This is a genomic window from Enorma sp. (genome assembly GCF_982429025.1).
Genome location: NZ_CEWCAA010000024.1, coordinates 1 through 14,785, shown reverse-complemented (window position 1 = coordinate 14,785; position 14,785 = coordinate 1). Strand labels below are relative to the sequence as shown.

Sequence of the window (14,785 nt, the reverse complement as noted above, 5' to 3'; positions counted from 1 at the left end):
GGACAGAGGCGATTTCGCCTATGTGCGCGGGGTGCCGCAACGATGTGAAAGCCCCTGCCACAGCGTTGCGGTCGAGAGCCTCTGTCCCCGGTTTCACGTTATGAGCGGAGGGCCCGCTCGAGGTCTCCGCGGTTCAGGGCCTCTTCGAAGAGATGCTTGAAGACGGCATCGCCATGGAGGCCGTCGTGCTCAAACTCGTTCGTGACCCATGCGTGGCTTGCGCCCACACGGCTGAGCGTGTCGAGCTGCAGACCGGAGTCGACGTACATGTCGTCGAAGTAGACGGCCGCTTGGAGCGGCACCTCGTTGGCCGCAAGGCGCACCTGGTCGTAGATGCGGTCGAACTGGTCGTCTTCCATGAGGAGCGAAACCGCCGCCTCGAATGGTTTGAGTTCGGGCATCTGGGCGAACATCCAAGGGAAGCAGGCTTCGCCGGTAAAGAGGAGCGGCCGTTCGCTGGCGCCGAACGCCGCGCGCGACGCCTTCTCATGCTCGGCCGCCCATCCTATGGGCTTGGTCATGCCGTCGGCGTAGATGAACTCCTGGAGCGTCCAGTAGAGCGGGTTGGTTGCGGTGCTCGTACGCTCAAGCACGCTCATGAGGAAGCCGTCCGAGAGCGCAAGCCCCGCGGGGTCTTTTGTCGGCACCGAGCCGTCGCCCTCTTCGAACGCGTGGTCAAAGAGCCAGTGCATCCGCTCGAAGCTCGGCTTCATGCCAAAATCGCTGCCCAGGAGCTGTAGACGCTCCACGGTGAGCGGGCTGCCGTCGGGCAGGGTCACGCCGCCTGCGGCAACACGGTCCGCCACCGCGGCCACGCGCATGGCGTCCTCGGGGTAGCGGGCGTAGTACTGCCCAGTCTTAGCGGCCATGCGCGGAAACGTGTGAGCGTAGACCTCAGCGGCGCTCGCCGGTACGTGGGGGATGCCGCCGCAGGCGAAGCTCGCCGCTACGCCTTCAGGGAAGAGCGAGAGGTAGGTGAGGGTGAGAAAGCCGCCGTAGCTCTGGCCGAGCGTCGTCCACGGCCTTCCCCCGAAGGCCGTGAGGCGCAGATATTCGAAATCGTAAACGATGGAACGGGCGAGGAAGCGTTTGAGGAAATCGGCCTGCGCGCGAGCGGCGGTGGCGGCAGGCGTGCCCTTGGCCGGGAGCGTAGCGGCCTCGGCTTCGGCTCCCGCGTTATTGCGCGCGGCGCTCGCAGCGTCCTTGTCAGCAGCCATGGCCGTGCCGGCTGCGGTTCCACCCGCGCCGTGGGCCATGTCGGCGCCGCATGCCGCCGCGAGCCTCGCCATCGTCTGCCCGCTCACGCGCGAGCTGCGGCCCGTACCGCGCTGGTCGGGAAGCACCACGCGAAAGTGCTTGATGGCCTCAGCGATCCATCCGTCTGCCGTGGGCGAGGTGGGACGCGGCCCCTCGCCGCCCGGCCCTCCCTGCAGGAAGACGAGGAGCGGCAGGTCATCGTGGGCATGTTCGGGAGCACAGAGGGTTCGATAGAAAAGCTTGATACTCTCGGGTGCCCCGGGGATGGGGTCGGGGAAGGCGCCGTGACGCACGCCGATACCCACCGCGAGCGTTGCCGGCTCGAGCCCGCGCCAGTCGAGCGGCACATCGATCGAGAAGTCCTCGACGTAGAGTCCGGGAACATAGTAGCTGGCGAGTTTGGTCATGGTTTCTCCTCGGGTACGCCGCGCGGCGCAGAACGTGACAACGTGATTGCTGACAACAGGGTACACTCAATACGAGTTTACGAGAACGATTCAAAGGGGAGTTCCATGTCCCACGACATCCAAGATATCCCACGCTACGTTACCGAGCTTGCGAAGGCGTCCAAGGCGGCGAGCCTGCCGCTCGGCCGCGCCACCGATGCCGAGCGCATGGCGGCGGTGCGCGCCATGGCCCAAGAGCTCCGGGCCCGCACGGGCGAGATTCTTGCCGCGAACGCCCAGGATATGGAGGCTGCCCGCGCTGCGGGCACGAGCGAGGGGCTCCTGGACCGGCTGCTTCTCACTCCTGATCGCATCGAGGGCATGGCGGCCGGCCTCGAGGCCTTGGCCGGCCTGCCCGATCCCGTGGGGCGCGTGCTCGAGCACCGCACCATCAGCGAAGGGCTCGACCTTACCCGCGTGAGTGTGCCGCTGGGGCTTGTGGCCATGGTCTACGAGGCGCGCCCCAACGTGACGTCCGACGCCGCGGGCATCTGCATCCGCACGGGCAACGCCTGCATCCTGCGCGGGGGCTCCATCGCGCAGCGCTCATGCGTGGCCATCGCCCATGCGCTCGCCGACGCTGTGGAGGCGCAGGGCTTCCCCCGGGAGGCCGTTTCCATCATCGAGACCACGGACCGCGCCGCCACGGGTGCGCTCATGGGCTTGCGCGGCATCGTCGACGTGCTCATCCCGCGCGGTGGCACGGGGCTCATCAGCCGTTGCGTGCGCGAGGCGCAGGTGCCGGTCATCGAGACGGGGACGGGCAACTGCCATATCTACGTGCACGAGAGCGCGGATTTCGATAAAGCGCGCGCGATCGTGATGAACGCGAAGACCCAGCGCGTGGGAGTTTGCAACGCCGCCGAGTCGCTCCTCGTGGACGAAGCGGTTGCGCCCGCGTTCCTGCCGCTCATCTTGCGGGACCTGGCCGGAGCCGGGGTCACCATTCATGGCGATGCTGCTGCGTCGGCGGTCGCGGAGGCCGATTCCGTCGTGGGCGAGCGGTTTGTTCCCGCGGTGGAAGAGGACTGGGATCGCGAGTATCTTGCCCTCGAGATGAGCGTCAAGTGCGTGAGCGGCTTAGACGAGGCGATTGCCCACATCAATGCGCACGGCACGCATCATTCTGAGGCCATCGTTGCCGAGGACCGGGAAGCATGCGAGCGCTTCCTTGCCGAGGTCGACGCTGCCGCGGTCTATGCCAATGCGAGCACGCGCTTCACCGACGGCGGCGAGTTCGGCTTGGGCGCCGAGATCGGCATCTCCACCCAGAAGCTCCACGCACGCGGACCCTTCGCGGCCGAGGCGCTTACCACGTATAAATACGAGATTCGTGGGGCGGGGCAAATTAGGCCATAAGGTAGGGTACAATTTGCCAAACGATTGAGAGGAGATACCATGGCCCTGGAGCGCACCTATATCATGATCAAGCCGAATGCCGTGGCAGAGCGCCACGTAGGCGACATCATCGCGCGCATCGAGCGTACCGGCCTTTCCATCGAGCGCATGGAACTCGCCGTGCTGACCGAGGAACAGGCGGAGGCGAACTATGCCGAGCATATGGAGAAGCCCTTCTTCCGCGAGCTCGTTGACTTCATCACCTCGGGACCGGTTGTGAAGATGGTCGTCTCGGGCGAGAGCGCCATCAAGAAGATGCGCACGCTCATGGGCGCGACGAATCCCATCGACGCGGCACCGGGCACCATTCGCGGCGACTTCGGTCTCGACGTTGCGGCGAACGTGATTCACGGCTCAGATTCCCCCGAGGCTGCCGAGCGCGAAATCGCTCTGTTCTTTGGCGAGGAATAAACGTCACAGAGCGGACCGAGCGATTGCTCCGTACCGTGCACTGAACCGCTTTCTATTTCTTGGACAGGGAAATAACGCTCCAAAAGATGGGGAGCGGTCGATTGTGCCGGTGCGGGGCTTTTTGCTGACTAGTGGGTGTATTAAAAGGGATTGCGCACCATTTTCAGGATACGTGCTGCTAAAGCAGAAACCGGGCCGGGTTCCGTTGCGCAGCGGAAACCGGCCCGGCGTGTGGTCAGCGTTTGGGTATGCCTAGGCTTCGGTGTTTTCCTTTCCGAAGGTGTCGCGATCGGGCGCGAAGCTTTGCATGGCCTCGATCGTGCGGGCAAAGAGCTCGTCAAGTTCCCAGCCAAGCATCTCGGCGCCGGAGCGGATGACGTCGCGATTCACGCCGGCGGCAAAGCGCTTATCCTTGAATTTCTTCTTGAGCGACTTAACGTTGAAATCCATAACGCTCTTGCTGGGGCGCATCACGATGGCGGCGCCGATGAGGCCGGTCAGTTCCTCTGTGGCGAAGAGGATCTTCTCCATCTGGAGCTCCGGTTTTGGCAGCTCGGGGTTGAAATCTGAGGTGTGGCTTTGAATGGCGCGGACGAGCTCGGGTGTTCCGCCGGCCGCCTCGATGAGCGGGGTGGCGTAGAGGGTGTGCATGGCGGGCTCGTCGTCATGCTCCTCCCAATCGAGGTCATGGAGCAGCCCCACGATGCCCCAGAACTCCTCGTTCTCGGGATCGAACTCGCGCGCGAAGTAGCGCATGGTCTGCTCGACGGTCTCACCGTGCTCGATATGGAAGGCATCCTTGTTGTGCTCGGTCAGAAGCGCGAATGCCTCGTCGCGCGTCATACCGGCGGAAAGCTTCCCTGCCATGAATCCCCCTTCGTCGTGTGTCGAGTGTGCTCATTATAGGACAACGTATGGAGGGGGAGGTGCCTGTTGGCGCATGCGGCCGGTTATGCCTATAACTGCGTTTCAATCACTTCGTATCCTGCCTTGTGCACCGCCTTCGAGCATGCTTCCTTGTCGACCGGATGCTTGCTGCGAACGATTACCGTACTAGGTAGCTCTGCTTTTGCGATGACGTCGAGCGACTGAAGGGCATCCTCGATACGGCGTGCGCAGTTCTCGCAGTGCATGCCGCTTACCTGCAGCTCTAGTGCATATGGGTAGCGTTTGGCATCGATATGGCGCACGCGGCGTCGCCTTTGCCGGACGGGCCGGGCTCCTCCGCCCTCGCAACCACAGCCTCCGCCGCGCCCAATGCGCATCGCTTGCCGGACGAGAATAAAAACCGCGAGCGCTAAAGCGGCTCCAACGATAAGGTAGTCGACCATGCTTGCCTCCATGACTCTTCTGGGTGACGCGAAACTTGCCGATAAAAGTAATACTAGTCTAACATTCTTTCGGCGATGCGTTGCGATCAAGAAAGCCGGGCGGTGTTCAAGACGCGTTGGTACAATGGTGCCATGAACATTCGACGCGTTTCCGAGCGCTCCAAGCGCGACTACCTTCAGCTGCTTCTGCTTGCCGACGAGCAGGAGGATATGATAGACCGCTATCTGGGGCGCGGTACCATGTTTGCCCTCGATATAGCGGGGAAGACGGTTGGGGTCTGCGTGGTAACCGATGAAGGGGACCGCATGCTCGAGATCAAGAACCTTGCCGTCGATCCAGCCTACCAGCGCCGTGGCCTTGGTCGTGCGCTCATCGAGTTCATCGCGCGAAACGCAAAGGGTACCTATGACGCGCTGCAGGTGGGTACGGGGGACAGCCCGCTCACGGTGCCCTTTTACGAGGTATGCGGTTTCGTGCGCCACCACCGCATCGAGAATTTCTTCATCGACAACTACGACCACCCTATCGTGGAGGCAGGCGTTCTGCTTAAAGATATGGTTTACCTGCGGAGAAGTTTGTAAAGCGATAGGGTGAAGCCGAGGGGGCGGGGGCGCCCGCATAGTGCATGGCTCTCAATCGTCGCGACCCGATCTTCGTGCACGCAATCGGGCGTGGGTCGCCTTACGCAACACGACTAAAGAGGCTTTGCAGCTTCTTGTCGAATGTGAGGGTCTCTCGTCCGTTCTCAGCAACTTCGGCTGCCAGCACGCAATCGACGAAGTCGAACGAACTTCCGCTGTAAAGGCCCAGGGCTGCGGCGGCAACGCGTTTACGGCGGCATGTTACCTCATCGAGCAGGATGCCAAGGCTCTCGGCAATGTCCGAACGGTTGACGTGGTACACGCCAGAGAGCACATATACGCACTCGGCCAGCACCTCGACGGTAACCTCGGCACCTGCTTCTATTGTTTCTGCGACGCAATCCGATTGCTCCTGGATGTCTTCGAGGAGGTACCGGAGAACCGCGTTGGCATCAAGCAGCTTCTCCATGCTTCTCCACCATCATTCGCTCGAATGCGCTTTTCTCAAGCGCGCGCTTGCTGTTGTCTGCGTATGGGGCTAGAAGGCCTTTTGCGCGCTTTGCTGGCATCGCACGCTCCTCTGGTACCGGCACGATGCATGCCGCCGGGCGCCCATAGCGCATTATGATGCAGGCTTCACCGGTTCGTTCGACCGTAGCAACCAGATCGCTCAGGTGAGCCTTGGCGTCTGCCAAGCCGTACTTCTCAGCCCGATGCATGTCGATAGAGACGGAACCCATCGCGTCCTCCCGATAATCGATTCGATCAACAACAGTATACCTACAAGATTGACTAATTTGTTGGTCAAAATATGCATCTGTGGGCTAGGGCGTTCATATGAATTTCGCACCTTGTAATGGTTGCAGCCAGTTGCAGGCGAACGCGTCCGGCCCAGCCATGGGCGCGGCGCGCGGCCCGTCTTTGCCGGCCTCTTCTCGTAGATGAGGGGGCGGAGGCGCTGCTTCACCGATTGGGCAGCGCGAAAGCTTGCCTTCGCCGCGCTGGTCGTGCAGAGCGCGCGCACGGCGATGACGGCGAAGGCCGCGCCGGCGGTGAGGACGAAATCACCCGTTGACGCCGAATGCTCGAAAATGCTTCCGAGCATTCGGCAATCGACCGAGATCAAGCAGATGTTCGCAACGAGAGACCCACTGGAATGCGACGTTCTGGGCGACGAATCTCCTGCTCTCGGGTACCAATCCTGTGAGCCGCTTGCTGATCATCATGCCTATGGATCCTCCCGTCTGCCGGCCGGGCGCCGGTCCGGCCGCGGCGTAACATGTAGTTAGGCATGGTAAACTAATCGGCTATAAATTAGAAGACCCTAACTTTTTTGCCAAAGGTGCCTGCTTTGGGAGAGGTTGCCCTTGGTGACAGGCAGGCCGGGGCGCGACGATGGGGCGAGCTCGGTTCCTCAAACCCCACCGTCACGTTGGTGGCTACAAGGTCCACTCGGCGCTCTCGCGTTGGAGGCGCACCATGCGAGCGAAGAGGCCGTCGCGTTCCATGAGCTCAGCAGGGTGCCCCTGTTCGGCGACGCGCCCGCCCTCGAGCACCACAACCTTGTCCGCATTCATGACGGTGCGCATGCGATGCGCGATTACGATGACCGTCTTGCCGGCAAGCAGCCGCGAGAGCGCCTCCTGTACCTTGGTCTCGTTCTCTACGTCGAGCGAGGCGGTTGCCTCGTCTAAGAGCACCACGGGTGCATCCTTCAGGAGCGCCCGTGCGATGGAGATGCGCTGCCGCTCACCGCCCGAGAGGCGCGCTCCGTTCTCGCCAATCATGGTCCCGTACCCTTCCGGCATGCGCGAGACGAATTCATCGCAGTTGGCGGCCCGTGCCGCTGCAAGGACCTCCTCGTCGGTGGCGCCGCGCTTGCCCAAGCGGATGTTTTCCATAACCGTATCGTCGAAGAGCGTCACATCTTGAAAGACGACGGAAAAATCAGCGAGCAGCGACTCGGGCTCCACCGTGCTTACGTCCACGCCGCCCACGCTCACGCGGCCGGAGCTCACGTCCCAGAGTCTGGCCGCAAGCCGCGCGCAGGTTGACTTGCCGGAGCCCGACGGGCCCACGAGCGCCGTGACCTCGCCCTCGCGTGCCGTGAAGGAAACATCCTCCAGCACCTTCTCGCCGTCCTGTTCGTACGCGAAGCCCACGTGTTCAAAGACCACGTCATGGCCGGAAGGGGAGTACTCGGTTCCGCCGTCGGCCAGCGGCTCCTCGAAGAAGCTCTTCATGCGTGCCGCAGCGGTGCGTGCCGAGAACAGCTCGGCGATGAGCATGAGCGCCTGGTCGAAGGGCGCATAGATGCGGCTCACCACGAGAAGGAAGCAGAAAAGGGTGAGAAAGTCGCAGGTGCCGTCAGCGATGAGGGTGGCGCCGGCGAGCAGCGTGGTGGCAAAGCCCAAGCGCAGCACGATCTGCGCGCCGTTCACGCAGAGGCCCGTTGCAAGCTCGCCGCGGATAGCGGTGCGTTCCGCGGTGTCTACGCTTTTATAGATGTGCTGGAGGTAGCGTTCCTCCTGATTGGTGGCGCGCACTTCGCGCACGCACTCGAGAGCCTCTTGGATGTACTCGGACGTTTTGAGCCCCGCCATGCGCGTCCTGTGCATGAGCGGCTGGAGCTTGGAGCGCACGCCGAAGAGCATGAGCAGCGCTACCGGGCCCGACCACATGGACGCCACGGCGAGCCTCCAGTCGAACGCGGCGAGGCACACGAAGGCGATGGCCATGGTGGCGTAGGCGCCATAGAGCTCGGGGAGTACATGGCTGTAGGCGTGCTCGGTGGTCTTGACGTCACCCATGAGCGTCTCGGTGAGGTCTGCGAGGTCGCGACGGCCGAAGAAGCCCAGGGGTAGCTTCCGCAGGCGCTCGGCGAGCGCGATGCGCTGACGGCCGCTTTCCTTGTAGATGACGCCGTATTGATAGTAGTATGCGAGGCGCTCGCACACGAAGAGGACCGCAAGGTAGACCGCGATCGCGACGATCCAGCCGACCATGGGCACGGACAGCGGGTCAAATCCCAGCTCTCCGAACGGCCCCAGCACGGCAGGCTCTCCCGTGAGCCGTGCCACGATCGCGCTCATGATGACGTAGACGAATCCCACGCTCGCGAAGACCACGAGGTTGGCGACGGTCGTCCACGCTGCGCCGAGCTTGACGTTTCTCACGCCCTCGTCGGTGAGGGCGTACTTCTCCTTGATGGACATCTATGCCACGCTCCCTTCAACCCGGTCGGCGCGATGGGGCTCTGTCCCTTTCGGCTCCTTCGAGCTTTGCTCTGCGCTTGTGATTCTCCAGCTCACAGCCTTCTCGTAGTCGGCCCACATGCGCGCGTAGAGCCCTCCTGCGGCGAGGAGCTCCTCATGGGTGCCCTGCTCGGCCGCGCATCCTTCGTTGAGCACAACGATCTTGTCGGCGTTCCTCACGGTGGAGAGTCGGTGCGCCACCATGAGCACCGTTCGCGGCGAGCCGTCCCGCCCTCGCGCAAGGCGTTTGAAGGCGGCCTGGATCTTCACTTCGTTCTCGGGGTCGGCGAAGGCTGTGGCCTCGTCGAGCACCACGATGGGTGCATCTTTTAGGATTGCGCGGGCGAGCATGAGCCGCTGTACCTCGCCTCCCGAGAGGTGGGAGCCATCGGTTCCATAGACGGTGTCCACTCCGTTCGGCAACTTGGCGATGATGTCTGAGCACTGCGCGGCCTCGAGCGCGGCCATTACTTGTTCGCGCGTGGCATCGGGGCGCGCGGCGCGCACGTTCTCCAGGATGCTCTGCGAGAAGAGCCGGTTCGCCTGGAAGACGAAGGCCACGCGGCCCATGAGGTCGGCGGGGTCCATGTCGCGAACATCGGTGCCGCCCACGAGGACGTGCCCGGAGTCTGCGTCCCAGAAACGCGGCACAAGGCTCGCGGCTGTTGTCTTCCCACCTCCAGAGGGCCCTACGAGCGCCACGGTGGCCCCTGCCGGCACATCGAAGGAGACATGGTCGAGTGCGGGCTCCCCGCTTCCTTCGTACGTGAAGGTGACGTCGTTGAAGCGGATGGCGTTGTCCGCTGGCGTGCGCGGGCTTAGGGGCGCTTCAATCACGGGGGCGGCGAGCACTTCCTCCACACGGTTCACGGCGTCCGTCGCCGATTGGAATGCATCGGACATGAACATTACGCGCGTCATGGCCGTAGGGATCACCGCTGAGAAGATCGCGTAGAAGGCAAAGTTGGCGGCAAAGTGGGCGAGGTCGGTCTCGCCGGGAGCAAGAAGCACTGCCACCGGCACGAGGAAGGCCGCCGCCGCGCTGATGACGGTGAGCGAGAGCGCCTGCGGCGTCTGGCACCATTTCACGGCGTAATCCTGAGCGAGCACCGTGAACTCCTCGATGGCGTCGTGGAACGCGCGGAAGCTGTATACCGTCTGTTGGAAGACCTTGACCACGGGAATGCCTCGCACGTACTCGGTGCCCGTCTTGTTCATCTTCACGAGCGACTCCATGTAGCGCGTCATGAAGTCCATGCCTCGCCCACCCATCATGTAGAACATGCAGGCGAGGCTGACGACGACCGGCATGAGACAGGCCACGCCCAGTCGCCAATCGAAGACGAAGAACAGCGCGAACATGCCTGCGATCATGGCTATTGAGCCCGCGGTGTCCGGCAGCTTGTGGGCGAGCAGGCCTTCGGTCTCGAGGGCGCAGCCATCCACCACGCGCCGGAGTGCTCCGCTCGCATGCGTATCGAAGTAGCCTAGGCCCGCGTGCATGAGGTGTTCGGTCGTGCGCTTGCGCATGTTCGATGCGCAGCGGAATGCGGCGAGGTGCGTGCACATGAGGCCTATGAAGTAGAGTGCGATGGACGCTATCGCAAATCCGAGCGCCCACCATCCGTAGGTTGCGATGTCTGTCGCTGCGTCCCAGTTGGGAGCTGCGGCGATGAGGTCGCGCGCGGCGAACCATATGCACACATACGGTCCGAACGAAACGAGCATCGAGATGGCTGAGAGCACGCAGCCTAGGTAGGTGAGTGCTCGGCGCGGGCCGGCGAAGGCGAGCAGCCTCCCTACGGGATGCGCCGTCTTGTTGGGCCGCGCGTCCGCAGCAGCCTGTCCTTCCATAGAAGCCTCCGTTCCCTTGAACTGTTAGCATCGACTAACTTATCATGAGGACAAGACGATGTGCTGCGCATGCGGAAGCTTGGTACGAATTCGAAAAGCGGAGGGAGGCGGCGCGGTGACAGATCAGCTCGATGAGCTCTACAGACCTCAGATTGAGCAGTTCGGCATCACGCTCGAAGAAGCGGGCGACGCGCTTACCGGCGCGGTCTCGGATGAGCGGGCGCGGGCGCGCGTGGTCGTGTATCGGCTGAAAGGGCTTTGCGTCGTGACCTCCCATCGTATCGAGGTGAGAAGCGACATGGCATTTCACGAGCGCAGCGTGCCGGGCCTCTGCGTGTGCACGCTGTCGGCCGACAGCCTCTCGCTTTGCCCGGTGGCCCAGCCCAACCGAGCGCAGCGCGCTGGCAACGTGGCCGTATTCGGACATGCCGATGACCCCCAGCGGTGCGTACTTCGCGCGGGGGATGTGCACGATGCGGTCTCGGTTACGTTCCTGCCCGAGTGGTTTTCGCGTCTCGAGGCGCGCGAACAGCGCTCCGCTCTAGAGCTTATCGATGAGCCGGGGAGTGCCTGCGAGGCGGAGCTCGCCTGCGCGCTCGACCGATGCCTGCGCTCCATGACGCCGCTGTTTGGCGGACGGCTCCTCGACGGCGCGTCCGCCCTGCGGGGCGCTGAGACCGCAGCGCGGACCGCGATAGCCTGGTTCGAGGAGCGGAGTCGTGCTGAGCGCGCTGCGGGCACGCGTGAGCAGGCGCGGCTCGTGCGCGCGGCCGAGCGTCTCGTTGCGATGCGCATGGATGAGATGTTGACGCTCGACGAGCTCGCGCGCGCTCTGCTCACAAGTAGGACGCGCCTGTGCGCCGTGTTCCGCCAGGAGACGGGAGAGAGCTTGGGGGCGTATATCCGCAGGTCGAAGATGGAGCGCGCGCGTCAGCTGCTCGAACGGGGCGGGCTCAGCGTCTCCGAGGTCGCTCGCGGCGTCGGATACCCTCGCGTTTCGAGCTTCACCGTTGCCTTCGAGCGTGCCTTCGGAATGCCGCCGAGTGCGATGGGCGAGTGAAGGCGACCTCGGGGCCGGCCGTTTGGCACGTTCGATTGCAACCAAAATGGCCCCGGAGTAATGGAATAGACCAAAACTATCGCCAAAGGACTGGATTTTGAGGGTCAAGCGAAGTAGACGGTTTCACCCCATCGCGTTTACCTGCGGTTTCTATGCAACGTTCATGGGGTGTACTCGGGCGGTCCCCTAAAATTCGATCCTTTGGCGATAGTTTTGCTCAGGCGCCGTCCGCGCATCCCATATTCTGCGGGAGTTGCCATGCCATGCGGCCAGCACCCGTCTGGCCGAGCGAAGGACCCGTCCTCTTGGCGATGGGATTGCCGGAAAAGCGGCCGTTCGCCACAGCAGCGGCTTTTGGCTATGTGCCGGCTAGTTCAAGCTTGCGTCGATTGCAGATTCCGCAGCCGAGAGACGTTGCTCGATATCCTCCTCAGAGCAGCCGATGGCTACGGAGAGCTCTTCGAGCGAACGGCGGCGCGCCTCCTTGAGCACGCGCGCGTAGTAGCTGCTTGGCTTCTTGGCTTGGCGCTCGGCAAGCCGGATGCGGTGGTGCATCGTCTTCGCCACGCGCACTGTCTCAGGCGCTCCTTCTTTGAGGAGCTGTTTGAAATGGGTTTCTTCAAGCGAGCTGTTGCGCTCGGTAAAGGGGTCGCATTCGAGGTCGCCGTAATGCTCGATGAGGTTTTCGGCCTCCTCGCGCGAGATGGCTAGGTGCAGTCGATCGGATTGCGCGAGCGGGTACATCATGCGCGTCTTCGCGTGCCCTTGCTTACATTCAAGGATGATCATGGGCGTGGGGGCGTCTTCGTCGAAACCGGTGACGGTGCAGACTCCCTGCCCGGGGTGAATAACGTGCTCTCCGATACTGAACATGCTTCCTCCAACTATTAAGCTACCTTGATATATAGAATACCACGTTTAAGTGCGGATTTATGCCGATGTCCTTCAAAATGAACACGAAGGGCACGATTCGGATGCATCGGGCGGGCCCCGCTCCTTTGTGTATAGCGCGTTCGAGATTCCTCAGCTCCCGCGCAGCTCGCATGGGGTGTGCTATAGTTCAACTACTTGTATGTGCGTGCCCTGGGAGGGTACCGAAGCATTTTTCAAGGAGGAATTGCATGCCCGAGAAGATCGAAGAGCTGGTTCGCGCCGCTCTCGCCGCCGCCCAGGAGGCCGGCGACCTGCCCGCATTCGAGCTGGAAGATTGTGGCATCGAGCGACCGGCGGACACCTCTCACGGCGAGTGGACCTCCACCATGGCGTTGAAATCCGCCAAGCTCGCCCACCAGGCTCCCCGCGCCATCGCCGAGGCGATCGTGAAGTACCTGCCCGAGAGCGACGTCGTGGAGAAGGTCGAGATCGCCGGCCCCGGCTTCATCAACTTCTACCTCTCCGTCGCAGCGAAGAACGCCGTCTTCGCTGAGGCGCGTGAGCAGGGCATGGACTTTGCGAAGTCCAACGTGGGCGGCGGCCTCAAGACCCAGGTCGAGTTCGTGTCCGCTAACCCCGTGGGCCCCATGCACGTGGGTCACGGCCGCTGGGCCGCGCTCGGCGACTCGATGTGCCGCGTCATGGAGCACGCCGGCTACGACATCGAGCGCGAGTTCTGGATCAACGACTACGGCAACCAGATGAACACCTTCGGCAACTCGATCTCCAAGCGCTATATGCAGCTTGCCGACATCATCGAGAAGCAGGGCTGCGATATCGACGCCGCGCGCGACTTCCTTGCCAAGGATCGCGACAACTACGTTCAGGACGAGGCTGACGAGCATCCCGATAGCCATCCCTACATGGATGACTTCACGGCCGACCTGGGCAAGGACTCCTATGGCGGCACCTACATCATCGACGAGGCAGCTGCCTTCTGGAAGACCGACGGCGACAAGTGGGTGAACGCTGATTCTCAGGAGCGCATGCTCAGCTTCCGCGAGCGCGGTTACCAGAAGATGCTCAAGGACATGAAGGAGACCTGCCACGACGTTCGCTGCGACTTCGATGTGTGGATGAGCGAGCGCACCATGTACCAGAAGGACTGGACGGGCACCTCGCCGGTGGAGCGCGCCTACGACAAGCTCGACAAGATGGGCTATCTCTACCGCACCGACGACGGCGCGCTGTGGTTCAAGTCCACCGAGTTCGGTGACGACAAGGACCGCGTCATCCAGAAGTCCAATGGCGACTACACCTACTTCTCGTCCGACATCGCCTATCACTGGAACAAGTTCCAGCGCGTCGACCGCGTTCTCGACATCTGGGGCGCCGACCACCACGGCTATATCGCGCGCGTGAAGGCCGTGTGCGACGCTCTTGGCTACCCCGGGCAGTTCGAGGTGCCGCTGGGCCAGTTCGTGAACCTCCTTCGCAACGGCAAGCCGATCCGCATGTCCAAGCGCAAGGGCACGATGATTACGTTCCGCGAGCTTATCGACGAGGTGGGCGCCGATGCGGCCCGTTACACGCTCGTGAGCCGTTCCTCCAACCAGACCATCGACTTCGACATCGAGAAGGTCAAGGAGAAGACGGCCGACAACCCCGTCTTCTACGTGCAGTATGCTCATGCGCGCATCTGCTCCATCCTGCGCAAGGCCGCGGGCGTCACGCCCGAGCAGGCCGACCTCATGGGTATGGAGAACGTGGCCATCAAGGCCATCTACGGCGACGTCGACTACTCGCTGCTTACCGATCCCACCGAGCTCGCGCTCTCCCGCAAGCTCTCCGAGCTTCAGGATCTCATCGCCGGCGCAGCCCGCGACCGTGCCCCGTTCCGTATCACGCACTATGTCGAAGAGCTCGCGTCTGCGTTCCATAGCTTCTACGCCGCTTGCCAGGTGCTGCCGAGCGAGGGCCGTCCGGTTGATCCGGCGGTCGTCCGTGCGCGCCTTGGTGCCTGCGACGCCGTGCGTTCGGTGATCGCCCTGTGCCTCTCGCTCATCGGTGTGTCCGCGCCTACGCAGATGTAGGTTGAACGAGCCTTCGGCTCCCATGGGAAGGCCCCGGAGGGTTCCTCCGCGCGTGGTCCTCGCTGCTCGGCAGAGCCGAGCAGCTGCGGGAAACGCGCGAAGGAATCCCTCCGGGGCCTTCTTGCGTCTCGGGCTCGTGGTCGGGGATGTAGAGAAAGGAATGGGGGTGGGGGCTCGGCGCTGCGCGCCATTGCCCGTGCACGGGCCTTAGGGATGGGGTGTGGGA

The 14,785-nt window shown here is 63.0% G+C and carries 13 protein-coding genes; 5 read left to right on the top strand and 8 right to left on the bottom strand.

Annotated features, from left to right (window positions below):
- Positions 1–98 precede the first annotated feature (98 nt).
- The gene (locus AC1VS5_RS05535; protein ID WP_481217967.1) at positions 99–1,664 is read right to left on the bottom strand and encodes an alpha/beta fold hydrolase; all 1,566 of its coding nucleotides are present in this window, start codon (positions 1,662–1,664) and stop codon (positions 99–101) included.
- Positions 1,665–1,769: 105 nt separating this feature from the next.
- Here AC1VS5_RS05535 and AC1VS5_RS05530 point away from each other — a divergent pair, with 105 nt between their 5' ends.
- Both AC1VS5_RS05530 and ndk read left to right on the top strand, forming a co-directional pair.
- Entirely contained in the window at positions 1,770–3,062 is a 1,293-nt protein-coding gene (locus tag AC1VS5_RS05530; protein WP_481217966.1) for a glutamate-5-semialdehyde dehydrogenase, read from the top strand.
- A gap of 39 nt (positions 3,063–3,101) precedes the next feature.
- Positions 3,102–3,512: a nucleoside-diphosphate kinase gene (gene ndk, locus AC1VS5_RS05525; RefSeq protein WP_481217965.1), complete on the top strand. Its 411-nt coding sequence runs from the start codon at positions 3,102–3,104 to the stop codon at positions 3,510–3,512.
- Between the two features lie 252 nt (positions 3,513–3,764).
- On the opposite strand, the gene AC1VS5_RS05520 is transcribed toward ndk, so the two are convergent.
- Both AC1VS5_RS05520 and AC1VS5_RS05515 read right to left on the bottom strand, forming a co-directional pair.
- Complete coding sequence (locus AC1VS5_RS05520; protein WP_417061297.1) at positions 3,765–4,379, bottom strand: HD family phosphohydrolase; 615 nt, start codon at positions 4,377–4,379, stop codon at positions 3,765–3,767.
- Positions 4,380–4,468: 89 nt separating this feature from the next.
- Positions 4,469–4,843, bottom strand: coding sequence for a heavy-metal-associated domain-containing protein (locus AC1VS5_RS05515; protein WP_481217964.1), 375 nt, complete (start codon positions 4,841–4,843; stop codon positions 4,469–4,471).
- Between the two features lie 132 nt (positions 4,844–4,975).
- Between AC1VS5_RS05515 and AC1VS5_RS05510 the strand changes: the two genes are divergently transcribed.
- Entirely contained in the window at positions 4,976–5,425 is a 450-nt protein-coding gene (locus AC1VS5_RS05510) for a GNAT family N-acetyltransferase (protein WP_481217963.1), read from the top strand.
- 100 nt (positions 5,426–5,525) lie between these two features.
- Here the strand turns inward: AC1VS5_RS05510 and AC1VS5_RS05505 are convergent, their stop codons facing one another.
- The 4 genes from AC1VS5_RS05505 to AC1VS5_RS05490 all read right to left on the bottom strand — a co-directional run bounded on the left by AC1VS5_RS05505 (position 5,526) and on the right by AC1VS5_RS05490 (position 10,533).
- Positions 5,526–5,894, bottom strand: a complete 369-nt coding sequence (locus AC1VS5_RS05505; protein WP_481217962.1) for a PIN domain-containing protein — start codon at positions 5,892–5,894, stop codon at positions 5,526–5,528.
- Positions 5,878–6,144 carry a type II toxin-antitoxin system Phd/YefM family antitoxin gene (locus AC1VS5_RS05500; protein ID WP_420907655.1) on the bottom strand — a complete coding sequence of 89 codons (267 nt, stop codon included), beginning with the start codon at positions 6,142–6,144 and terminating at the stop codon, positions 5,878–5,880. Before AC1VS5_RS05500 ends, AC1VS5_RS05505 begins: the two co-directional genes overlap by 17 nt.
- Positions 6,145–6,864: 720 nt before the next feature.
- Positions 6,865–8,640, bottom strand: coding sequence for an ABC transporter ATP-binding protein (locus AC1VS5_RS05495; protein WP_481217961.1), 1,776 nt, complete (start codon positions 8,638–8,640; stop codon positions 6,865–6,867).
- Complete coding sequence (locus tag AC1VS5_RS05490; protein ID WP_481217960.1) at positions 8,641–10,533, bottom strand: ABC transporter ATP-binding protein; 1,893 nt, start codon at positions 10,531–10,533, stop codon at positions 8,641–8,643.
- 115 nt (positions 10,534–10,648) lie between these two features.
- Between AC1VS5_RS05490 and AC1VS5_RS05485 the strand changes: the two genes are divergently transcribed.
- The gene (locus AC1VS5_RS05485) at positions 10,649–11,593 is read left to right on the top strand and encodes a helix-turn-helix transcriptional regulator (RefSeq protein WP_481217959.1); all 945 of its coding nucleotides are present in this window, start codon (positions 10,649–10,651) and stop codon (positions 11,591–11,593) included.
- Positions 11,594–11,962: 369 nt separating this feature from the next.
- Here AC1VS5_RS05485 and AC1VS5_RS05480 read toward each other — a convergent pair whose 3' ends face one another.
- Positions 11,963–12,466 carry a CarD family transcriptional regulator gene (locus tag AC1VS5_RS05480; RefSeq protein ID WP_022349332.1) on the bottom strand — a complete coding sequence of 168 codons (504 nt, stop codon included), beginning with the start codon at positions 12,464–12,466 and terminating at the stop codon, positions 11,963–11,965.
- A 248-nt stretch (positions 12,467–12,714) separates the two neighbouring features.
- Here AC1VS5_RS05480 and argS point away from each other — a divergent pair, with 248 nt between their 5' ends.
- Complete coding sequence (gene argS / locus AC1VS5_RS05475; protein ID WP_144687747.1) at positions 12,715–14,559, top strand: arginine--tRNA ligase; 1,845 nt, start codon at positions 12,715–12,717, stop codon at positions 14,557–14,559.
- The last annotated feature ends 226 nt before the right edge of the window (positions 14,560–14,785 follow it).